This window comes from Aeromonas bivalvium, from assembly GCF_000819765.1.
Classification (GTDB): domain Bacteria; phylum Pseudomonadota; class Gammaproteobacteria; order Enterobacterales; family Aeromonadaceae; genus Aeromonas; species Aeromonas bivalvium.
This window is the reverse complement of record NZ_CDBT01000033.1, coordinates 1-23,368: the sequence shown is the minus strand read 5'-3', so window position 1 is coordinate 23,368 and position 23,368 is coordinate 1. Positions and strand designations below refer to the sequence as shown.

17 protein-coding genes are annotated in these 23,368 nt (G+C 61.1%); 6 read left to right on the top strand and 11 right to left on the bottom strand.

The annotated features are described in order from the left end of the window. From BN1119_RS11195 to befA, 7 genes are all read right to left on the bottom strand, one after another. Positions 1 to 1,091 (bottom strand): FliI/YscN family ATPase (locus tag BN1119_RS11195; protein WP_041997817.1); only part of this gene is annotated, 1,091 nt, incomplete at its 3' end. 27 nt (positions 1,092 to 1,118) lie between these two features. Beyond that, positions 1,119 to 1,919 carry a flagellar assembly protein FliH gene (fliH, locus tag BN1119_RS11190; RefSeq protein WP_041997815.1) on the bottom strand — a complete coding sequence of 267 codons (801 nt, stop codon included), beginning with the start codon at positions 1,917 to 1,919 and terminating at the stop codon, positions 1,119 to 1,121. Between the two features lie 119 nt (positions 1,920 to 2,038). Then, complete coding sequence (gene fliG, locus BN1119_RS11185; RefSeq protein WP_041997813.1) at positions 2,039 to 3,100, bottom strand: flagellar motor switch protein FliG; 1,062 nt, start codon at positions 3,098 to 3,100, stop codon at positions 2,039 to 2,041. After that, positions 3,093 to 4,793, bottom strand: a complete 1,701-nt coding sequence (fliF, locus tag BN1119_RS11180; protein ID WP_041997811.1) for a flagellar basal-body MS-ring/collar protein FliF — start codon at positions 4,791 to 4,793, stop codon at positions 3,093 to 3,095. Before fliF ends, fliG begins: the two co-directional genes overlap by 8 nt. A gap of 44 nt (positions 4,794 to 4,837) precedes the next feature. Next, positions 4,838 to 5,155: a flagellar hook-basal body complex protein FliE gene (gene fliE / locus BN1119_RS11175; RefSeq protein ID WP_041997821.1), complete on the bottom strand. Its 318-nt coding sequence runs from the start codon at positions 5,153 to 5,155 to the stop codon at positions 4,838 to 4,840. A gap of 158 nt (positions 5,156 to 5,313) precedes the next feature. Then, on the bottom strand, positions 5,314 to 5,688 hold the full coding sequence (locus BN1119_RS11170) for a hypothetical protein (protein ID WP_041997809.1): 375 nt from the start codon (positions 5,686 to 5,688) through the stop codon (positions 5,314 to 5,316). Positions 5,689 to 5,821: 133 nt separating this feature from the next. Next, positions 5,822 to 6,601, bottom strand: coding sequence for a beta cell expansion factor BefA (gene befA / locus BN1119_RS11165; protein ID WP_041997807.1), 780 nt, complete (start codon positions 6,599 to 6,601; stop codon positions 5,822 to 5,824). 224 nt (positions 6,602 to 6,825) lie between these two features. On the opposite strand from befA, the gene rimO reads away from it, so the two are divergent. Beyond that, positions 6,826 to 8,154, top strand: coding sequence for a 30S ribosomal protein S12 methylthiotransferase RimO (gene rimO / locus BN1119_RS11160; RefSeq protein WP_041997805.1), 1,329 nt, complete (start codon positions 6,826 to 6,828; stop codon positions 8,152 to 8,154). A gap of 162 nt (positions 8,155 to 8,316) precedes the next feature. On the opposite strand, the gene BN1119_RS11155 is transcribed toward rimO, so the two are convergent. Together BN1119_RS11155 and BN1119_RS11150 are read right to left on the bottom strand one after the other, a co-directional pair. Further along, on the bottom strand, positions 8,317 to 8,841 hold the full coding sequence (locus BN1119_RS11155; protein WP_244463728.1) for a TIGR00645 family protein: 525 nt from the start codon (positions 8,839 to 8,841) through the stop codon (positions 8,317 to 8,319). Between the two features lie 33 nt (positions 8,842 to 8,874). Next, complete coding sequence (locus BN1119_RS11150) at positions 8,875 to 9,897, bottom strand: CNNM domain-containing protein (RefSeq protein ID WP_041997801.1); 1,023 nt, start codon at positions 9,895 to 9,897, stop codon at positions 8,875 to 8,877. A 300-nt stretch (positions 9,898 to 10,197) separates the two neighbouring features. Between BN1119_RS11150 and BN1119_RS11145 the strand changes: the two genes are divergently transcribed. Further along, positions 10,198 to 10,995: an undecaprenyl-diphosphate phosphatase gene (locus tag BN1119_RS11145; RefSeq protein WP_041997799.1), complete on the top strand. Its 798-nt coding sequence runs from the start codon at positions 10,198 to 10,200 to the stop codon at positions 10,993 to 10,995. Between the two features lie 45 nt (positions 10,996 to 11,040). Further along, positions 11,041 to 12,084, top strand: a complete 1,044-nt coding sequence (locus BN1119_RS11140; protein WP_244463727.1) for an AI-2E family transporter — start codon at positions 11,041 to 11,043, stop codon at positions 12,082 to 12,084. A gap of 340 nt (positions 12,085 to 12,424) precedes the next feature. Here the strand turns inward: BN1119_RS11140 and BN1119_RS11135 are convergent, their stop codons facing one another. Together BN1119_RS11135 and BN1119_RS11130 are read right to left on the bottom strand one after the other, a co-directional pair. Beyond that, on the bottom strand, positions 12,425 to 12,643 hold the full coding sequence (locus BN1119_RS11135) for a DUF6500 family protein (RefSeq protein ID WP_041997794.1): 219 nt from the start codon (positions 12,641 to 12,643) through the stop codon (positions 12,425 to 12,427). 95 nt (positions 12,644 to 12,738) lie between these two features. Continuing rightward, positions 12,739 to 13,281 (bottom strand): AAA family ATPase, encoded by a 543-nt coding sequence (locus BN1119_RS11130; RefSeq protein ID WP_041997792.1) that lies wholly within the window; start codon positions 13,279 to 13,281, stop codon positions 12,739 to 12,741. Between the two features lie 534 nt (positions 13,282 to 13,815). On the opposite strand from BN1119_RS11130, the gene BN1119_RS11125 reads away from it, so the two are divergent. From BN1119_RS11125 to BN1119_RS11115, 3 genes are all read left to right on the top strand, one after another. Continuing rightward, positions 13,816 to 14,490, top strand: a complete 675-nt coding sequence (locus BN1119_RS11125) for a response regulator transcription factor (RefSeq protein ID WP_041997790.1) — start codon at positions 13,816 to 13,818, stop codon at positions 14,488 to 14,490. A 44-nt stretch (positions 14,491 to 14,534) separates the two neighbouring features. Continuing rightward, positions 14,535 to 15,896, top strand: a complete 1,362-nt coding sequence (locus tag BN1119_RS11120) for an ATP-binding protein (RefSeq protein ID WP_041997788.1) — start codon at positions 14,535 to 14,537, stop codon at positions 15,894 to 15,896. A gap of 139 nt (positions 15,897 to 16,035) precedes the next feature. Continuing rightward, positions 16,036 to 23,368 (top strand): DUF4347 domain-containing protein (locus tag BN1119_RS11115; RefSeq protein WP_052448056.1); only part of this gene is annotated, 7,333 nt, incomplete at its 3' end.

Sequence of the window (23,368 nt, the reverse complement as noted above, 5' to 3'; positions counted from 1 at the left end):
ACCTGAGGCATGACCCGGCTGATGGATTTCTCGATGTCGATGGCCGGGTAGTGACCCGAATCGGCGAGTTCCCGCGACAGCACTATGTGGCCATCCAGGATGGCCCGGGCGGCATCGGCGATGGGGTCTTGCAGATCGTCCCCCTCGGTCAGCACGGTGAAAAAGGCGGTGATGGAGCCCTGGCCGTCGTTGCCGTTGCCGGCCCGCTCCACCAGCGCCGGTAATTTGGCAAACACCGAAGGCGGGTAGCCCTTGGTGGCGGGGGGCTCGCCCACCGCCAGGGCGATCTCCCGCTGGGCCTGGGCATAACGGGTGAGAGAGTCCATCAGCAGCAGCACGTTGAGCCCCTGATCCCGGAAATACTCGGCGATGGCCAGCGCCGTCTCGCATCCCTTGAGCCGCATCAGGGGGGAGGCATCCGCCGGGGCGGCCACCACCACGGCGCGCTCGCGCCCCTCGGCGCCGAGGATCTCCTCGATGAACTCCTTCACCTCCCGGCCCCGCTCGCCGATGAGGCCGACCACCACCACGTCCGCCACCGAGCCCCGGGTCATCATGCCAAGCAAGACCGACTTGCCGACCCCGGAGCCGGCGAACAGCCCCATGCGCTGGCCCTGGCCCACGGTGAGCACCGCATTGATGGCGCGCACCCCCACGTCCATCGGCCTGTGAATGGGGCGACGGGCCAGGGGGTTGATGCGGGTCTGGGCAAATTGCACCGTCTGGGCGGCGAGGATGGGGCCCAGGCCGTCCAGGGGCTGGCCTATGCCGTCGATGACCCGGCCGAGCAGATTCATGCCCACCGGGATGCCATGCTCCTCGGTGACCGGCACCACACGGGCGCCGGGAATGACCCCCTTGAGCTGTTCGCTCGGCATCAGGTAGAGGCGATCGCCGGAGAAGCCGACCACCTCCGCCTCCAGGGTGCCATCCTGGGTGTCGATGCGGCACAGGGCGCCAATGGCGGCGCGGCACCCCACCGCTTCCAGGGTCAGGCCCACCACCCGCGTCAACTTTCCGGCGACCGGGGTCTTGGGGGCGATCTCGCCGACCCGATATCGTTGCAGTCGTTGGGAAAGGCTGTTGCTCATCACTCGATCCTCATGAAGGGGCCCAGGCTAGTCGTGCTGGTTTTCCCGCAGGAAGTTGCGCAGCAGCTGGTCGATGCGCCCCGAGAGGGTCAGATCCACGCTGGAGAGTTCGGTGGCAAGCTGAAGATCGCCGGGCAGCAGGGTGGGATCGCTCTCGAAGCGCCACTGGCGCCGCTCGCACTCCTCCTCGCCAAAGGCCGCCACCACCCGCTGGATGTCGTCCGGGTGCAGGGAGAGGGTAACCCCCTGGCGCGCGGCGGGCAGCAGGGCCAATCCCTCCTTGAGGGCGCCCAGCAGCAGGGCCGGCGAGGTCACCGCCTCCTGCTTGATCAGGGCCCGGGCCAGCTGCATCACCAGGGCGATGAGCTGCTGCTCCACCCCGGTATCCAGCTCGGCCAGGGGCTCGGCCAGGCGGGAGGCGAGCAGGCGCCAGTGGGCCTGCTCCTGCTCCACCTGCTCGCGGCCCAGAGCCAGCCCCTCCTCCTTGCCCTGGGCCATGCCCGCCTCGTGACCCTGCTTGAGGCCCTCGAGCTTGCCCTCCTCCAGCCCCTTGGCAAAACCGGCGGCCTGGCCCTCGGCCATGCCCTCCTCCCAGGCGGCCTGGCGGATCGCCTCCAGCTCCTCGGCGGTGAGGCTGGGGGCGGGCTCGGGCGCCGGCTCTTCGGGCACCGTCTCCTCCTCCTGGCGATACCAGTCCGGCGTCAGGCCAAGGGCATTGGTCTCGACCTCGGCGGCCACCTCCATCTCCGGCCAGCCCCAGGTCTCGATCTGGGTGCCCGCCGTATCCGGCCGCATGTAGCCGCGCAGCTTGCTGTTCTTGTCATTCATGCTCTAGAGGCACTCCCATCTGACACCCTTCATCGGGACGGGCGATCTCTGCATCACGCCGTCGTCACCCCATCCCCGCCTGGCCTCGGCGCAGGCCAATCCCGCTTGTGGACACAGGCTTAGAGGAACTCCTCGCCGCCACCGGCCCCCAGCATGATCTCGCCGGCATCCGCCAGACGGCGGGCGGTGGAGAGGATCTCCTTCTGGGCAGCCTCCACCTCGGAGACGCGGATCGGGCCCATGGCCTCCAGATCGTCCGCCAGCATCTCGGCGGCCCGCTTGGACATGTTCTTGAAAATCTTCTCGCGCATCTGGTCGTCCGAGCCCTTGAGGGCCCGTTGCAGCAGATCCCCCGGCACCTCCCGCAGCAGGGTCTGGATGCCCCGATCGTCCACGTCGATCAGGTTCTCGAACACGAACATCAGGTCCTGGATCTGCTGGCTCATATCCTCGTCGGAGTCGCGGATGGCATCCATCAGCTGGCCTTCGACGTTGGTGTCCAGGTAGTTCATGATGTTGGCCGCCGCCTTCAGGCCGCCCATCTTGGCCGCCTGGGCACCGGCGGCGCCGGCGAACTGCTTCTCCATGATGTCGTTGAGCTCTTGCAGTGCCGCCGGTTGCACCTCTTCCAGGTTGGCGATGCGCATCACCAGATCCAGGCGCACCTGCTCCGGGAACTGGCTCAGGATCTCGGCGGACTGCTCCGGCTCCAGATAGGAGAGCACTATGGTCTGGATCTGGGGGTGTTCGTTCTGGATGATGCTGGCCACCTGGCGGGCATCCATCCACTTGAGGGAGTCCAGACCCCGGGCGCCTGACCCCAGGATGATCTGATCCACCAGGTTGCTGGCCTTGTCTTCCCCGAGCGCCGCCACCAGGGCCTTGCGCACGAAGTCTTCGCTGCCGATGCCGATGTTGGTGTACTTCTGGATGTCGTCGATAAATTGACGATGCACCGCCGCCACCCTGTCGTGGCTGAAATCCGACATGGAGGCCATGGACATGCCGAGCCGCTGCACCTGCTTGGGTTCGAGGTGGCGGAAGATCTGGGCGGCATCCTCCTCGTTGAGGCTGAGCATCAGCACGGCGGCCATCTCAATCCCCGACATCTGGTCGAGGATCTGGCGCTGACCGTCGCTGATGTCGTTGCCGGTCACTTGGTTCTTATTCTCTTCAGGCATCTTTGGTTACCCATTCTTTAATGACCTGAGCGGCCAAGTCCGGTTCGTTCGCCACCAGGGCACGCACTGCCTTGAGCAGGTCTTCGTCCCGATGGAGATCCGGCAGTTTCAGATGACCGTCGCGCACCCCGAAGATGGGCTCGGCCTCGGCCTGGGCCGCCAGCAGACTCAGTTCGTCGTCGCCACCCAGCACTATGCTGTTGTCCAGATCCAGCTCGCTCTCGGGTTTGACATCCGGGTAGAGCAGGCGCTTGAGCATGGGTCGCACCACGGTGACAATGAGCACTATGATGACCAGCACGGAGGCGGCGATGCGCACCGCGCGCCAGAACCAGGGTTGCTCGTAGATGGGCAGGTCCGGCATCACGTCCAGCTCGGGGCGGTTGAACGGGATGGCGACCACCTCCAGGCTGTCGCCCCGGGTCACGTCAAATCCCAGGCCGCCACTGATGAGGCGGCGCAAGGTGTCTATCTCGGCCTGGCTGCGCGGCTCGCGGCTGACGGCGCCATCGGCGCCGGTCACCGACTTGTAATCCACCGCCACCGACACCGTCATGCGGCGAATGCCCCCCATCTGACGACGGGTGTGGCTGACCGTGGTGTCCAGCTCATAGTTGCGGGTCGCCTCCTTGCGGGAGCGGCCGGCGCTGGTGCTGCCCTCGCCCCCTTCCGCCTTCTCCGGAATACCGGACGCGGCGGGAGGCTGGTTGGAGAGGGCGCCGGGCACGCCGCCATTGGCGCCGCTGGCACTGTTCTCCTCCAGGGTCATCTCGGAGCGCACCGCGGGCAGGTCGGGGTTATAGGTTTTGCGGGTCTGCTCCTGCTGGGAGAAGTCCAGGGCGAGATCCACCTCGGCGGTGTAGTTGTCCATGCCGAGCACGGGGATCAGGATGGCGTCTATCTTCTGCTTGTATTCCAGCTCCTGCTTCTGCTGCATGGCAAATTCTTTGCGGGTCTGGGCGGAGACGGGATCCTGGGAGCCGGAGTTGAGCAGACGGCCGCTCTGATCCGTGACCGTCACCCGGGTCGGCTCCAGGCCGTGGACCGCGGAGGCGACCATGTCGACGATGGAGTCCACCTCCCCCTGTCCCAGGGCGCTGCCCTTGAGGGTCAGCACCACGGTGGCACTGGGCTTGCGCTCGTTGCGGGCAAACACATTGTCCTTGGGAATGGCCAGCAGCACCTGGGCCTTGCCCACGTTCTGGAACTGTTCGATGGCGCTCGCCAGCTGACGCTCGCGGCTGAGCTTGAGGCGTTCCGCCTCCATGCGCTGGCTGACCCCGAAGCTGGAGTCCTTGAGCAGGATGGATTCACCGTCATTGCTGCTGACGCTGCTGGTGCCGAGCCCGGCCCGGGTCAGGCGCAAGCGGATGTCGCCGTAATTCTCGGCGCTGACCAGTACGCTCCGGCCCTCGACCTGATAAGGGATCTTCTGCTGATCCAGGTAATCTAGGGTCGCGACCAGCTCTTCGGTGTTGTAGGTGCCAAGAGGCCGCATCTCCGGCTCCTTACCCCACAACAGGATGAAGACGGCGATAGCCAGGCAGATGGCCAGCCCCAGGATCAGGGTGATCTGACGCAGCACATCGCTGTTGGAGAGGAACCCCAGAGCGGAACTCTTCTGTTCATGCTCATCGAGGGCGCTGGTCCCCTCGTGATTGATCAGCAGGTCGCCATTTTGTTCGTTCGCCACAGGTCAGGTCCTTATCTTCTGGTCGGGTCGCGGCATGCGCACCCTTATACCGGCATGTTCATGATGGTCTTGTAGGCATCGACCATCTTGTTGCGCACCTGCACCGTTGCCTCGAAGGCAATGGAGGCTTTCTGGCCGGCGATCATCACATCGGAGAGATCCACCGACTTGTCGCCCATGTCGAGCCGGGTGCGCAGATCGTTGGCATTCCCCTGCAGGCCGTTGACGTGGCCGAGGGCCTGCTGCAGCAGCTGGCCAAAATCCGAGCTGACCTGACCGGCCGGCTGGCTGATGGCCGGGATCCCCGCTTCAACCTTGAGGGCCTGCATCTCTTGCATCAGGCTGCTTGCACTTATTTCCATCATCCTTCCCCAGACAAATCATTGACGCTGGCATCACTTAAGCAAATAAGGTGCCAACCAGGAGTGATGAGGGCGTCAACCAGTCTCAGATGGGCGCCAGGCAGGGCGAGCAGAGGGGTCGCCCCGGCCCCACGGCCATCGCCGGCATGGGCGGGGATCTAGCCCAGCAGCAGCCTCAGATAGCTGAGGTGCAGATCCCTGGGTTCGTCGGCGGGCAGCTTGGCCAGCACCTCATGGTGGAGATAGCGGCCCTTGGCATCCTGTTGCGCCGGGTCCACCAACCCCATCTCCACCAGTCTGGCGACGATGGCGACCGCCAGGGCCATGCAGTCGTCACTCTCCCGGCCCCAGCCAAAACCCCCTTCATGGTCAAACAGATCGGGGCGGGGCTGGAGGGGAACGGCTTCTTCTCCCCGGACCCAGAAGACGGTGGGGCTTCCCTCCTGCAGGCGCAGGTAGATGCTCTGCCTGTCCCACTCTGTCTGCTGTCCCGAGGTGGCATCCCGTCCGGTCGATGCGGGTTCCTGTGCCATCTTGCTCTCCTTGTCTTGTCGACCCCGCCCATGAAAAAGAGGGCGCAAGGCCCTCTTCTACTGCGAGTCGCGTCATTTAAACAGACCGCATTTCAATATGATACAAGAAAAATTTCCCGCAAAGCCCGGGCGGTTACTCCTTGTTCAGATCGTCATCGAGCCAGTACTTGGAGCCGGAGATATTGGCATCGAGCAGCAGCCCCTTCTCGCCGATCTGATAGATGGCCATGCCACCATTGTATTTGGCCGTCAGCTCGGCGCTCTCGCTGCCCGCCACGGCCCCCACCTCGGAGGTGGCCTCCCAGCCCTGATTGACGAAGGCATCGAACCTGGCCTTGTCCTCGAACAGGATCACCTGCTGGTAGAACTTGCCCCCCAGCCCGGCGGCCAGGCCGGCGCCAAACATCTTCATATAGGTACGGCTATCGTCCTGACGGTTGACCGCTACCCCGGATCCCTGATTGGTGTGGATCATCAGGGAGAACTTGCGCGAGTCAAACACCGCATAGCCATAAGCCTGGTCAAACAACAACTTGGCAGAGGGCTGCTCGTTGAACAGCCGCACCAGGGCGGTGTCGGCCATGGTATCGAGGGCGGTTCTCGCCTCGGCCGGCGTCTTGGGTTCGAGCATGGTATCGAGCTTCTTGTCGGCGGTCTCCAGCCACGCCTTGCCGGTCGTCACGCTCTTGTCGGTCCACTCCCCGGCGGTATTGAAGGTCTCCTCTCCCCACCGGGAGACGGAGTCCCAGGTCTGCTTGGAGAAATCCGTGACGTCTTGCCACGCCTCCTTGCTGGTTTCGCTCACCGCGCTGCCGAGCTCGGCGGCAGCCTCCTTCACCTTGGCCCAATCCGCCAGCGTTGGGGTCGAGGCCAATGCCAGTGCCGTTGTCATGACCAGGAGTCGAATCTTCATCTTGCTCTCCATCACCCGTGATAAGCCCTGGGTCACAGTAGCAGATTTGACTGAAACCGGAAAAGCCCGGGCTCATGGTGCCGACCCGAGGGACGCGCCAGGTCGTCACGCTGGCCCCACCACAAAGTTTGTTCTGCGCAGGTGCGCCCGCTGTATAGTTTTTGGTTAGCCATTCCGGTAAAATCCGCGCCCTTATAAGAGAGCCACCTAAGAGTGATTGAGCGATGTCCAACACAAAACAGGCCCCCAAAGTAGGATTCGTCTCCTTGGGTTGCCCCAAAAACCTGGTCGATTCCGAACGCATCCTGACCCAGCTGCGTACCGAAGGGTACGACGTGGTGCCCAGCTATGACGATGCGGAGCTGGTGGTGGTCAACACCTGCGGCTTCATCGACAGCGCGGTGCAGGAGTCCCTGGAAGCCATCGGCGAAGCCCTGGCCGAAAACGGCAAGGTGATCGTCACCGGCTGCCTGGGCGCCAAAGAGAACCAGATCCGCGAGATCCACCCCAAGGTGCTCGAGATCACCGGTCCCCACGCCTATGAAGAGGTGCTGGGCCACGTCCACAAATACGTGGAAAAGCCGACCCACAACCCCTTCACCAGCCTGGTGCCGGCCCAGGGCGTCAAGCTGACCCCCCGTCACTACGCCTATCTGAAGATTTCCGAAGGCTGCAACCACCGCTGCACCTTCTGCATCATCCCCTCCATGCGCGGGGATCTGGTGAGCCGCCCCATCGGCGAGGTGCTGGCCGAGGCCAAGCGCCTGAAAGAGGCCGGCGTGAAGGAGATCCTGGTCATCTCCCAGGACACCTCCGCCTACGGCGTCGACGTCAAGCACCGCACCGGTTTCTACGACGGCATGCCGGTCAAGACCAGCATGGTGGCCCTGTGCGAGGAGCTGGCCAAGCTCGACATCTGGGTGCGCCTGCACTACGTCTACCCCTACCCCCACGTGGATGACGTCATCCCGCTGATGCGCGACGGCAAGGTACTGCCTTACCTCGACATCCCGCTGCAGCACGCCAGCCCGCGCATCCTGAAACTGATGAAGCGCCCCGGCTCCGTCGAGCGCACCCTGGAGCGGATCCAGAAGTGGCGCGAGATCTGCCCCGAGATCACATTGCGCTCCACCTTCATCGTCGGCTTCCCCGGCGAGACCGAGGAAGAGTTCCAGATGCTGCTGGACTTCATCGACAAGGCGGAGCTGGACAGGGTCGGCTGCTTCAAATACAGCCCGGTCGAGGGCGCCAAGGCCAACGAGCTGCCGGATCCGGTGCCGGAAGAGGTGCAGGAGGAGCGCTTCCAGCGTTTCATGGAGCTGCAGCAGCAGGTCTCCATCCGCAAGCTGGCCCGCAAGGTCGGTCAGGAGATGACTGTGCTGATCGACGAGGTGGACGAAGAGGGCGCCACTGGCCGCTCCTTCGCCGACGCCCCCGAGATCGACGGCCTGGTCTACCTGAACGGTGAAACCGATCTGAAGCCCGGCGACATGGTCAAGGTCCGCATCGACGAGGCGGACGAGTACGATCTCTGGGCCAGCCTGGTCGGCTGAGTCCGCCCCTACTGACCCCCTGCCCGGCAGGGGCCAGCAAAAAAGCCAGCCCGTGAAAACGGGCTGGCTTTTTCAATGCGCATCTATTGACCTCAAGGGCGCTGCATTCGCGAAGGGGGAGACAGGCTCAGCCCCACTGTCGACGGCGTGCGCGCGCCGCCATCATTTGCCCTTGGTGATCTTGTCCAGATAGCCCATGGCAAAGGCTGACAGGACGAAGGTGACATGAATAAGCAGATACCATTTTATTTTGTCATTCGGGATGTTCTCGGTATTCATGAACACCTTCAGCAGATGAATGGATGAGATGGCAACAATCGAGGCAGCCACCTTGTTCTTGAGGGAGCCTGCATCCAGTTTTCCGAGCCAGCCCAGCTTGTCCTCGCTCTCCCCCACATCCAGGCGGGAGACAAAGTTTTCATAACCCGAAAACATGACCATGACGATGAGCCCGCCCACCAGGGCGATGTCGATCAGCGACAGGGTGACCAGCACCAGGTCAACCTCACGGATCGTCAGAATATTGGGCAGGACATGCAATATTTCCTGGAAAAATTTGATGCCCAACGCCAGCAGGATCAGGCTCAGGCCGAGATAGATGGGGGCCATGATCCAGCGTGAGGAATACATCAGCTTTTCAAAAATACGTTCCATAAATAAATATCTATAACCTGTCTGATGGTACAAATGGGTGAGATGTCATGGGGAAGTCAATCCCCATTAATCCTCGTTGATATGCTTCATTCTGTGTTGCCAGCGACGCTTGGCAAAGCGCCTCATATTGGGGATTTCATCCGTCTCATCCATGATGGGTTTGCCAATGATGGTCTCGATAACATCTTCCATCGTCACCAAGCCCAGCCAGGTACCGTACTCGTCATACACAAGAAACATATGCTGCCTCTCTTGCATGAACTGGCTCATGACACTTTCAACATTCACCTTGTCCGTCACTATGGTAACCGGCTTGACAAGGCTGGATACCGTCTCTGTATGGTCTGCGTTGATCACGTCATAGCGAAATACCAATCCTAATGGATTTTCATCCTTATCAATGACAGGGTAGCGAGAAAAACGATTGGCATGCGCATGATTGGCAAAATCAGCCACCGTCATATCCGGGCTGACAATCTGGCACACGGTACGGGGCGTCATAATATCTCGCACACTGGTTTCATGAAGATCCAGAATATTGGCAATCGTGCGCTGCTCATCCTCATCGAGCTTGTTCATCTCACGACCAAGCATCGCAAGTGCCTTGATCTCCTGCCGTATGTCATGTTCCGGGGTATGAGCACCGAACAATTTCATCACCTGATCGGAAATCCAAATAAACGGCTTGAGCAAGAAAATCATGCCATTCAACAATCCAGGCAATATCGGCGCCAATGCACGCCAATGGCGAGCACCAATGGATTTTGGCATTATCTCTGACAACACGAGGATCAACACTGTCATCACAGCAGATGCCATCCCCAGATAACCATCGCCAAAGACAATGGTTATCTGCGCGCCGACACCTGTGGCACCAACGGTATGAGCAACCGTATTAAGGGTCAAAATCGCAGCCAATGGCTGATCTATCTTGTCTTTCAGCAGGCGCATGCGCTCGTAAAGCCTGGGATTGGACAGCTTCAGTTGGGCTATATAACTGGGGGTAATCGAGAGGAGGGCTGCCTCCAGGATGGAACATAGAAAGGAAACACCAATAGACAATACAGCGAATGCTATAAGTAAACTCATGAAACGGGAACGGACCTCTGTGTGGTTTGAATAAACCAGATTCTAGCGACATTCAAGGGACAGATGCAACGAATATCTCGGCAGGGAAATAGTTAAAAAACAATTTGCTTTCAATCACTTATCAAAATCAAGTCTGTTTATTCCATTTTGTTCAATGGGAAAAGATATTGGTACCGTCATTGCACAAAGCACTATGTGAATATCACATGAACAACACCGCGTATTTCAAATAAAAGTTGCCTTGGCATCAATAAGACAAGGGTGATAGATTCGGCCCTAAAAATAGAGGTTTGTTATCTGATGGACATTTTTCAATCCGTCTTCCTGGCCTTGATCCAGGGATTGACAGAGTTCCTGCCCATCTCCAGCTCTGCGCACTTGATATTACCCTCCAGGATCTTCGGCTGGCAGGATCAGGGCCTGGCGTTTGATGTCGCCGTCCATGTCGGCACCCTGTCTGCGGTCGTCATCTATTTTCGGCGCGATGTCGGCGCCCTCATCCAGGGTTGGTGGCGCTCATTGCGCGGCCAGCGCACGGAGCAGGGCCGTCTCGCCTGGCTGTTGATCCTGGCTACCATACCAGCGGCCGTCATGGGCCTTGTCGGCAAAGGGATCATTGAAGGCAGTGCACGCTCGACCCTGGTGATATCCATCAGCACCCTCCTCTTTGGCCTGTTGCTCTGGTATGCGGACCGCAAGTCCGCTCTGGCCAGGGAGATGAAGGACATCAGGGTCAGGGATGCATTGAAAATTGGCCTGGCACAGGCCATCGCCCTGATCCCTGGCACCTCCCGCTCCGGCATCACGATGACAATGGCGCTCTTGCTGGGTTTCGATCGCCGGACGGCCGCGACCTTCTCCTTTCTGCTGTCCATTCCCATCATCACCCTCGCCGGTCTGTATCTGGGCTGGCAATTGATGACGAGTCCTGCCGACATAGACATGGGTGAATTATTGATTGGTATTATCGTCAGCTTTGTCGCCGCCTATGCCTGCATTCATTATTTCTTGAAAATAATAGAGCGCATGGGGATGCTGCCATTTGTCCTTTATCGCCTGGCACTCGGCGTACTGCTGCTTGTCTTCAGCCTGCAATAATCAGGAGACTGAACCATGATTGCATCATTGGAAAATAGATCCTTCATGCTTGCCCTGGCCATCATCAGTGGCTTTTTCGTCTGGATGCTGATGCCATTTTTCTCTGCTATTTTCTGGGCCTGCATGATTGGCGTGCTCTTTCTGCCCATCAATGAGAAGATCCGGCATCAATTCAAGCTGGGGAAAAACGGGGCATCACTGCTGACCCTATTGCTGTGCGTGGTGGTGCTGATAGTGCCCGTCCTCTTCCTTGGTTGGTCCTTCATGAAAGAGATCAATGGTCTTTATCAAACCATGCAGGCGGGAAAGATTAATTTTGGTGAATATCTGGACACCATCAAGACATCTTTTCCCGCGCTGCACGACATCATGAGTTCCCTCGGGATAGATTATGGCGAGGTCAGGAATCATTTGACCAATGCGGCGGTGTTTATTACCCGCTATATAGCGCAGCACGCCTTCAGCGTGGGGCAAGGGGCATTCAGCTTGATACTCGATATCTGCATCATGCTGTATGTCGCCTTCTTCATGATCAGAGATGGCCAGCATCTGGTTGAGAAGATCATTCATGCCCTCCCCCTGGGCAATCGCCGGGAAAGGCTGATGCTTGCCAAGTTTTCCGAAGTGGCCAGGGCCACCATGAAGGGGAATTTTGCCGTCGCCATCTTGCAGGGGCTGCTGGGCGGGATCATCTTTGCGGTCCTGGGCATCCAGGGCCCGATAATATGGGGCGTGGTCATGACGCTGCTATCCATGATCCCCGTCGTCGGGGCTGGCCTTATCTGGGGGCCGGTCGCCGTCTATCTGTTCGCGTCCGGCAACCTGGTGGATGCGGTCATACTGACCCTCTTTGGCGCCTTAGTGATCGGCCTGGTCGACAACATACTCAGACCCATCCTGGTAGGCAGGGACACCAAGATGCCGGATTATCTGATCCTGCTCTCCACCCTGGGAGGGATCATCGTATTTGGGATCAATGGCTTTGTGCTGGGGCCCATCATTGCCGCACTCTTCATCACCACCTGGTTGATCTTCGCCGATGAACTGGGCCGTGACAGCCAGCTCAATGACAGCAATAGCCAGCCATAGGCTCAGGCATCGAGAGGGAGGAGCAGCCAGCCTCGTCCCTCTCTCGTTTCGGGGCGACCTCAGGCACCGAGCAGGGGCAGATGTTGCAGGCTGGCCGCGCAGCGCCAAGGCATCGAGGGATGCTGGCCAGGGGGGCAGTGATTGCCCTGTTTCCCTGATGGTGGAAGGCGTGCGGATATAGCTCCTTGCAGGTATCCAGCAGCCGGGTCTGGCAGTGCAAGAAGAGCTTGATGACATCCGGGACGCCCCCGGCAGCCAATCAATCCCAATGGTGGTACCGCCTTTGACAAGCTGGCTGGACCCTACTTCAGACACGCTTCGGCATGGCTGAGCATGGGTGCTATGAGCCTGAGCCGACCAGCGCCTTTATCTTGGTGGCTTTCTCAAAGTGATCGAGCCTGTGCGTCATGATCCACCAGGTGGCCGCCTCCATGAGCAACTCAGGATCATCATTCTTGTTTGCGAAAAAAGCATAGAATGACAGACCCACCTCAGGTCCCTTGCTGGCAATCTTTTTGTCACACACGTCAATGAACTTTCTCTTCAGACTTTCCCGCATTCAGCCTCCATCTATTAATTCCTGTCTTAGCGCACCACGATATTTTTAAACGGTAATGCCATGGTTCATCGGTATGATACCGGCTAACGTAGCCACTATGTTCTGGCCGCCAGTGACTGTAAAATAAATCCCGCGCGTTCAGACACTGATGCCTTTGGCACTTCAATTAAAGAATAACCAAACATCTGATATGCAGAGATCATCTCCAGGTAAGTATCAACCGCTTCGGCATAACTCTGTTTGCGTTCCGTATCATTGGCGTAAATGGCCTCCCAAGGTGGGAAAATAAACACATCAGTGTGGTATCTGACAAGATGGCATGTTGTCAGCAATGCACTGGGTATCGGCAGCCCTTCGAGTCGAGAATAGGCATAGGAGTCGATAATGCCCCTATCAAAGAACACCAGACCCTGGCTGCCTTGATGGTGACTGAAAGCCTCCAGCTCTTCTCGTACCATCTCATCGCGAAAGGCGGTTTTATCCATCCAGGGCAACGCGCGACCATTTATCGCCCCTTGTTGCAGGATTACCTTGCGGCCAACTTCATCCGCACACCGGTAACCGAGTGCCTTCAAATAATCCAGCGTCGTTGTTTTTCCTGACCCTGGCCCACCGGTAAAAACGATGCAATGATTCAATCATGCCTCCATTAGCGCCAACAAGACCTCGATTGCCATGAGAGAATAAAAACCCATCGACATAAACACAGTGCATTGAATGAAAATATCTGTCTGGCAACATATTCCACTCGCATGTCATGAAAATATTTCGTGCACTATCATCACCCCGTATCGCTTTTATTGATGACCTGTTTCAGAGGTTGAATAGTTCGCCCATTGACCATGCAAACGGATAGCCTCTTGCCTGAACATGGGTCACCGGATGGCTATCATAACGCCCTGCCTCACGGAGGAAAGCGGGGAGAGGGGAAAATCCGGGCCGGATCAATGCCTGATTGATCGTTCAGCGTGCATTGACGCACCCGATGGCGGGGCCCGGGCCATCACATGGCGCTCTGGCGGATCGGGATCCCCCCCCCTTCCAGCCCCGTCATCCAGTCCAGAATCAGTGCCGATTCAGTCCCAATACAGGGCCGATCGGCTAGCATCGAATTGACTCTCCTGGCTGAAACCCCTCTAATTGGCGTCTCGTATCTCATGCACGAACATATTATGAAAATTCTGTTGGTCGAAGACGACAAGCTGCTCAACCATCATCTCACCACCCTGCTCGGCGAGGCGCAGAATCAGGTGCATGGCACCGACAGCGCCCAGGTGGCGCTGCACTATGCCGAGGATTATCCCATAGACGTGGCCATCATAGATCTCGGCCTGCCGGACATGGATGGTCTGCAGCTCATCAGGCAGTTGCGAGAGCGGCAGATTGCCTTCCCCATCATAGTGCTGACCGCCCGTGGCAACTGGCAGGACAAGGTCGAGGGACTGGAAGCGGGCGCCGATGACTATCTGGTCAAACCGTTCCAGAAAGACGAGCTGCTGGCCCGTCTCAACGCCCTGGTTCGACGCAGCGCCGGCTTCATCTCCCCCAGGGTGCAGGCCGGGGAGTATGTGCTGGATCTGTCGCGCAAGGAGCTGACCATTGCCGATGAGGTGGTGGTGCTGACCAGCTTTGAATACCTGATCCTCGAGTATCTGATGCGCAACGCCCGCCAGGTGGTCTCCAAGCAGCAGTTGCTCGACCAGCTCTATGGCGACGGCGAAGGAGACCCCAACACCATAGAGGTCATGGTGAGCCGGCTGCGCAAGAAACTGGATCCACAGGGGACCATACAGCCCATCTCCACCATCCGCCGCCAGGGCTACATCTTCAACCTCTCCTGCAGCTGACCCGGGAGAGAGATCCCTTGCCCCGCCCCCATGGAGGGAGCCCCATGACGTTCATTCGCCGCTCGCTGCTGAGCAAGCTGATGCTGAGCACCATGCTGGTCATCGCCCTCATCCTGGCCTTCTCCGTCTACGCCCTCTATCTGGCCAAGCAGGAGGAGCTCGCCAAGGAGACCAGCACCCAGATGCAGGAGAACCTCTCCAAGCTGTTCTCCTCCAAGCTCCCCAACCGGCCCGGTCAGTCCGGGTTCGATGACCTCAGCACCACGGCGGTCGACCCCGCCCTCGACACCCTGATCTGCCGCGCCGACGGCCAGATGAGCTGGTCCAGCCTGCACAAGCCCGAGGTGATCGAGGCCAAGCCCACCCTGTGCCCGGATCTGATGAACTACCTCGGCAAGATGGACCACGACTACGTCTTCAGGCAGATCACCATAGAGAGCGGCGACAGCTATTTCATCTACAGCCTGAGGTTCATGCGCAACATGGGCCAGGGCCCCGTCACCTACTACGTGGTGATGATAGATTCTGCCAAGGGCTACCTGCAGAAGATGCAGGACTATCTCTATCAGTGCATCCGGCTGGCTCTGCTCGCCTATGCCCTGCTCGGCGCCCTCCTGCTGCTCACCAGCTTCTGGAGCCTCTCCTCCCTGCGCACCATGGCACGCCAGATCGACGAGATCCGGGCGGGCAAGCGCGATGCCCTCTCCCAGGACTATGAGCGCGAGCTGACCCCCCTGACCGGCTCGGTCAACCAGTTGCTGGAGAACGAGCGCCAGCAGACCCAGCGCTACCAGCACGCCTTGAACGATCTGGCCCACAGCCTGAAAACCCGGTTGGCGCTGATCCAGATGACGACACAGGATGTCGCCATGGGGCGGGAGCTGCACGACAACATCAACGAACAGATCCTGACCATGGATCAGATGATCCAGTATCAGCTGCGCCGGGCCGTGACCGGGCGCAAGCGCCTCGCGGGCAAGGGCACCGAACCCGTGCCCCTCATCGAGAAGCTGCTGGCCAGCCTCGCCAAAGTCTATCGCCACAAGAAGTTGCAGACCCGCTTCCTGTTTGACGATGACGTCTTCTTCCATGGGGAACAGGGGGATCTGATGGAGCTGATGGGCAACCTGCTCGACAACGCCTGCAAGTTCGCCATCAGCGAGATCCGGGTCCAGGTGCGTCATCAGGGCAATGGCCTGCTGATCGAGGTGGAAGACGACGGCCCCGGCATAGATCCCAGCAAGTCCCAGCAGATCTTTCAACGCGGGGTGCGCGCCGATACTTCGCCGGGTCAGGGCATCGGCCTGGCGGTGGTCACTGAGATAGTCCACAGCTATGGCGGCGACATACGGGTGGATGAGTCACCTCTGGGCGGGGCCAGATTTCAGTTGATACTGCCCCAATGACCAAACATGCAGAACTTATGACATTAAACCAAGGGGTTAGGTCGATACGCCCTGCGGGCTCACGCCAGATGGAACATGGTAAAGATGCCTTTTATGTGACATAACTAGAGCCATTCTCTGCCGCACGGAAGCGATAGTCATGGCCAAGCAATTCTCATCCTCCATTCTCAGGCCCCACCAGCAGATGCTGGCCCTGGAGCCCAGGATACTGTTTGATGGCGCGGCCGCGGTGGCCGTCGATCACCAGACCCAGGATAGTCAGGACGCCCCCCAGACGGCGCCCGAGCACGCCGAGCCGCTGCAGACGACCCCGCCCCGCCAGCTGCTGGTCATCGATGCCCGCATCGAACAGGCCAGCCAGCTGACCGACAAGCTATCTCCCAATGTCAGTCTGCTGTTCATCGACGGCAACACGGATGCCATGAGTGCCATCGGCGCCAGACTGGCCGAGCTGGGGCAGGTCGATGCCATCCAGATCCTCTCCCACGGCGCCGCCGGCCAGTTCACCCTGGGGGACAGCACCTTCAACGCACAGACCCTGGCCAGCGTCGGCCAGCAGCTCCAGAGCTGGCAGAATCACTTGAGCGACCAGGCGGATATCCAGCTCTACGGTTGCCGGGTCGGCGCCGGCGACGCGGGACAGGCCCTGGTCAGCGCCCTGGCCAGCTGGACCGGTGCCGACGTGGCGGCCTCCAGCGATGACACTGGCGCCGCCAGCAAGGGGGGCGACTGGGATCTGGAGGTGAAGAGCGGCCTCATCGATCAGCCCCTGGCCCTCAGCCGAGAAGCCGTGCAAGGCTTCGACAGCCTGCTCGCCAACGCCAGCCCCGAGACCAGCCTGAGTCAGAGCAGCATGGACGTGCTGCTCGGCGACACCTTCGACTTCACCGTCAACTTTCGCAACGGCGCCAGCCAGGTCGGTTATGCCCCCTATGTGGATCTCTATCTGCCCAGTACCGGCAAGGATGGCGACGACGGCATCAGCTTCGTCAAGGCCACCTACCTGGATCAGACCCTGAAGTTTCATCAGATCACCTTCGATTCCGCCGGCAATGCGACCCACCCCCTGGCGGTGGACAGCAATGGCAGTCCGCTCATCATACGGGCGGCGGATGTCGGACTCAGGGCGGGGGACACCCTGATCGTCCTCGAGATCCCCTTCGGCAGCATGAGCCAGGGCCAGCCCGACATCCCCATCCAGGTCACGGCGCGCCTGAGCAACCTGGCCGACACCAGCTTCTCCAATGGGGCACCAGTCCTGACCATAGGCACCCGCAGCGGCTTCCAGTTCGGCAATGACGCCCTCAACAATCCCCAGGACGACCCCAGCCTGATCGAGAGCGCCATTCACAGCCTGGCGGTGCGCCCGACCGTCATCAGCTTCGAACAGACCCTGGATATGGTGGAGGGCGAGACGGCCACCGGCCCCAACTACGGCCATACCCTGACCCTGACCGCCATCCCGGCCGAGGGCCAGTCCCTGACCAATGTGAGCATCAGCCAGACACTGCCGGCGGGCATCCAGGTCACTGCCATCATCCCGGGTGCCAATGGCACACTCACCTCCGTTACCCTCTCCGATGGCCGAGTCATCACCAATGACGCCCTGATCCAGGCCGCCATCAACAGCGACAGCCTCTTCATCAGCGCCTTCACCGTCGAGTACAGCCAGCTGAGTGCGGCCACCGACACCCGGGTCCAGTTCTACGTACCCGACGTCGATGCCAATGGCGATCAGGTCATCGACCCCAACAGTGGCGCCCCTGTGCAGATAGTGATAGACGCACCGACCGCCAGTGGCGAGTGGGTACCCCTGGATCCCAGAGACCTCACGGCGCCGGACACCAGCATAGACTTTGCCGGCCAGGGGGAGACGGTCAGCTTTACCGCCCGGGCCATCGCCCTGCACAAGGAGGTTACCCTCGGCATCGATGGCGGCAAGGCGGGCATCAGCCCGGGAGATACCCTGGACTACAGCGTCAACATGACACTGTCTGACTACTTTGCCTTCGGCCAGAACCTCTTCGGCGAGGGCCAGTTTGTGGTGACGGATACCCTGAGCGACGGCCAGACCCTGACCGGCACTCCGACCCTGACCCTGATGCGCAATGGTGCCAGCGAGACCATCAACCTGATCTACACCTCCACGGTCAATGGCGATGGCAGCGTCAGCATCCGCTTCGACATCGGCGCCTCCCTGGCCGCCGCCTTCCCCCTGGCCAGCTGGCTGGCGGGCGATCTCGCCTTCGATGACGACCTGCAGGGGGCCACCCTGGCCGTGCTGAGCTACAGCGCCCTCATCGGCCAGAGCTACACACCGCCAAGCGGCAATCCCCAGAGCGAGATCAACGAGGGGGACGGCTTTGGCAACAGCGCCACCGTCACCGCCACCATAGTGGAGAGCAACATCAACCTGACCGGTGGCGAGGTCTCCGACGGTTCCCAGACCAGCAGCCAGATCCCCACCAGCCAGGTGGTCATCGACCTGGCCGAGGTCAATGGCAACCCTCCCCCCGGCACGGTCGAACTGCGCCCCGGCGACGAGGTTACCTTCCGGCTCAGTTACGATCTGGTGACCGGCGACTATGAACAGTTCAAGCTGACCGCCTACCTGCCCCTGCCGCTGTTTGACCTCAGCGGCATCAACTGGAGCGAGGGCACCGGGGTCGGCCAGTGGCATTTTGGCAGCGGTGATACCAATCTGGGCCCCCTCGTCAGCGTCACCACGGGGCCCGGCAACGCCCTCATCTTCGACTTTGGCAGCTATGCCACCAGCGACCTCAATGGCAGCCGTATCGAGGTGGAATTCACCCTGACCGTCGGGGATCAACCCTTCGCCGACCAGCGCGAACTCGACGTTCTGGCCCAGTCTAGCCAGGTGACCACCCTCAACAAGACCCAGCTCAGCAGCTCGGACGTCACCGTCATCACCTCCGTCGCCGAACCGGATCTCGCCATCGGCCACGGGGTCGTCTCCTCCAGCAATGGTACCGTCAGCGGCACGACGGGCAGCTGGGCGGCCCCGGGCTCGGGCGGCGTTCCCTTCGCCGGCAGCGTGACCGACATAGGGGCGGTCGATGGGAATGTCAGCGACATAGACGGTGGCGATACCCTGCGCCTGGCTACCGCCATCGAGAACCGGGGCGGTGGCGGCGCCTTCGATGTGGTCACCAGCATCAACCTGCCGGCCGGCCTCTCCTTCCTGAACGGCTCCCTGGCGGCGGCCAACCTGCAGCTCTATCGCGGCGACGGTACCCCGCTGGTGCTGGGCACCGACTATCAGGTGAGCGGCAACACCATCAGCTTCCTCGATGCGGGGGGGGTCGCCACCCTGCTGGCGGGGCGGGATGGCAGCTCCGCCGACGCGGCGGGCAGCAACCTCATCGTCATCAGCTACGAAGTGGTGGTGGCCGACGCCATCCAGGCCAGCAGCACCCTGGAAACCAGTGCCGTGCTCAGCCACTATGCCAGCGTCGACAACGGCCAGGACTTCACCCCCACGGACCTCACTGACAACGCAGGCCAGCAGGTCGCCGCCCCCACCATCAGCATCGACTTCACCGGCGGCGATGCCACCAATGCCTCCAGTGCGGGGCACACTTCCGGGACCAACCTGGTGGTCGGCGAGAGCATGGGGTACGACATAGTGGTGACCCTGCCGGAGGGGAGCACCCAGCAGCTCAACATAGACGACCTGATCCCCCCGGGGTTCAGGCTCGATACCGGCTACAACGGCGGTCTGGGGTATGAGCTCATCACCACAGGATTCGCTGGCACCATCAGCACTCCCCTGCTCGCCGGTCTGGGGGGCACCCTGGGCAGTGACGGAGTGGATGCCCGCTTCAGCTTCAGTGTCAGCAGCGCCGATGCCGACAACGACGCGGGCAACAACAGCTTCACCATACGGCTGCGTCTGGTCGCCGACAACGTCATGAGCAACCAGAATGGCACCCCCCTCAGCAATGGCGCCGCCCTGCATTATCAGGATCCCGATGGGGATCTCCCGGGCAGCAGCCCCCTGGTGCGCGATGTCACCGCCACCCCGGCCCCCGATGTCGTCATCCAGGAACCCAGGCTCACCATAGAGCAGAGCCTGCTCACCCCCCCGCCGCAATATGGTTTCGAGGAAGGGGATGCGGTCAGCTTCAACATAGTGATCAGCAACAACGGCCCCCTGGATGCCTTCGATATCCGCCTGAGCGATCTGCTGCCCAGCCAGCTCAGCAACTACAACCTGGTGTCGGTCATCTATGACGGCATGGATGTCAGCAGCCAGTTCGAGATAGTGGCGGGTCAGTTGCAAAGCAAGGCCGATGCCAATCTGGACATAGGGGTGGGCAAGCAGCTGACCCTGGTGATAAGCGGCCTGATCAATGCCAGTGCCACCAACTTCGCCCAGCTGACCAACCAGGCCGAGGTGCAGTGGACCAGCCTCAATGGCACTGGCGGCACCGGGGCCGATCCGGCCGGTGAGCGCACCGGTGCCGATGGCCTCCTGATTGACAATGTCCTCAACGACTACAGAGCCGTTTCCCAAAGGGTCATCCCCATCGCCAGCGGAATTCTCATCTCCCGGGTGGGCGGCGTGGCCGAGACCGGTGGCGGCGCCACGGATGCCAGTATCGAACAAGTCACCGTGGGCGAGATCATCCGCTACAAGGTGGTCGCCCTGATCCCGGAGGGGAACAACGACAACTATGAACTGCGCATAAGCCTGCCCAAGGGACTCAGTTTCCTCGACAAGGATCAGGTACGTCTGGCCTTCATCTCCAATGGCGGGGGGCTCAGCAGCAGCCTGGACGGCAGCGCTATCACCAACGCCGATGTGATTGGCAATGGCAGCAGCAGCGAAGCCCAGGCCATCTCCCCTACCCTGGCCAGCGAGCTGCAAGGCATGCTGGACGCCGGTCAGATCGAGATAGTGACCGATGCGGATGGCAATCAGACCATCATCTTCCGCCTGGGCGATATCAGCAACCTGGACTCGGACAGTGACCTTGAAGGGATCGCCATCGAATTCAACGTGCGGGTTGACAACGTCCTGAGCAACCAGGCGGGTACCCAGCTCGGGGTCATCGCCAAAGACTATGTCGGGGTCAACCCCTCCTTCCTCAGTCAGCGTGGCACCAGCACCACCGTCTTTCAGAGCGTCATAGAACCCGGTCTGGGAGGCCTTGACAAGACGGTCATCGATTTCGACCCCAGGGGCGTCAGCAGCGACACGGGCACGGCCCTGGTGCAAATCGACTTCCAGCAAACCGGGGGCATCATCGCCTTCGAACCGCGCCTGACCGACGGTTTTCCCGGGGGCAGCAACTATGCGCTGACCAGCCTGACCATAGTGCAGGACGGCATCACTTATACCTATGACAGCGGTGACAGCGGCAACAACTTTGGCCTGCCGCCCGGCGTCAGCGTCATCGTTACCCAGGGCAGCAGCTTCGCGGTCGATTTCTCCCAGCTGGATGTGGGCGCCAAAGTGAGCCTCACCTACAGCGTGGACCTGCCCAATGGCGCCACCCTCGCCGGCACGGATGCCACCCTGACCTGGTCCAGCCTGCCGGAAGATTTCACCACCTGGGGTGGCTCCAGCGTCGGCGCGGATGGCGAGATAGGCGGCGAGCGCACCGGCCAGGATGGCGCCGGCAATACGCTCAACAACTATGTGCTCACCAGCGCGGCCGGGCTCGGGGTCATCAGCGGTACCCTGTGGAACGACACCGCCAGCGCCACCAGCAGCACCAGCCCGGATGGCCCTGGCCTGGCGGGCCAGACGGTGACCCTGGTCTGGGGGGGCGTGGATGGGGATCTGGCCACCACGGGGGATAACGAGAGCTTCACCACCACCACGGATGGCGATGGCCGCTTCTCCTTCGGCATTCTGCCCTCCGGCGTCTATCGCCTCGATGGCCCGGCGGGCAGCACCATCACGGATGCAGGGGCCGGCACCTTGCAGGTACGCATCGACAGCGATGGCGGGGCACTGGGCCAGATCACCATGGAGCTCACCGAATCGGGGATAGATGCCGGTCAGTACGAGGAGGGGGCCAACATCGGCTATGTGGAACTCAACGACGCCCCCACCCTGGGCAATACCAGTCCGAGCCAGAGCGTGGATGAGGATCTGGATCTCAACATCATCGGCCTCTCGGTCGCCGACATAGACGCGGGCAGCGGCGCCCTGACCCTCACCCTGACAGTGGGTCATGGGGTGCTTTCTCTGGGCAATGCGACTGGCCTGAGTGTCGTCACCAATAATGGCGGCGCCCAGCTGGTACTGACCGGCAACCTGGCCGCCCTCAATGCCGCCCTGCTGACCCTCAGCTATCGGGGCAATCAGGACTACAACGGCAGCGACACCCTCTCGGTCCTGGTCAATGACAACGGCCAGTTCGGGGACAAGCTCGATGGCGACGGGATCCCCGGCAACGCCGAGGATGCCCTGACCGCCACCACCAGCATCCTCATCACCATCAACCCGGTCAACGATGCTCCCATCGCCAACAACGACGGCGCCATCGCCGTCGAGGCGGGCGGCACGGCCAACAACCTGCCGGGCAATGATCCCCAGGGCAACTTGATCGGCAATGACACGGACGTGGATATCGCCACCAATGGCGACGCTCTGCACCTGGGCCTGGTCACCAGCCAGGCCACCGGCAACCAGGCCACCCCGAACTCCGCCGATATCCCGGTCACGGTGGAGGGTCAGTACGGCACCCTTTATTTGCTGGCGGGAGGGGGTTACCGCTATGTGGTCGACAACGGCAACCCGGATGTCGAGGCATTGCGCCTGAGCGGCGACACCCTGACCGAGCGGTTCGATTACCAGCTGCTCGATATCGCCGGCGCCAGCAGCAGCGCCAGTCTCGTCATCACCATCCAGGGGGCCAATGATGCCCCCGTGGCCAGCGATGATGCGGGCAGCGCCATCGAGCAAGGGGTTGGCCAGGCAGGCACGGACGCCATCGGCAATGTGCTCACCAACGACACCGACATCGATGGGGGAGACGGCAAGACGGTCAGCAAGGCCGCGCTGGGGCCGGATACCAACCTCAGCCAGATAGTGGATGTGCCCACCGGCAGCACCAGCGCCAATGGCGCCGTGATTGTCGGCCTCTATGGCTGCCTGACCCTGGGGGGTGACGGCAGTTATCGCTATGTGATTGACAACAACAATGCCGCCGTCCAGGCCCTGAGGCAGGGAGACACCCTCACCGAGACCTTCAGCTACCGGGTCACGGACCTTGGCGAGCTGCACGACATCGCCGCCCTGGTGATCACCATCAATGGCAGCAATGACGCGCCGGTGGCGGTGGATGACACCGGCAGCGCCGTCGAGGCGGGAGGCGTCGACAACGCCACCCCGGGCAGCGATGCCAGCGGCAACGTCCTCGCCAACGATACCGACCCCGACGCAGCCAACGTCGCCGAGAGCCGGACCGTCAGCGCAGTCAGCACAGGCGGCGGCA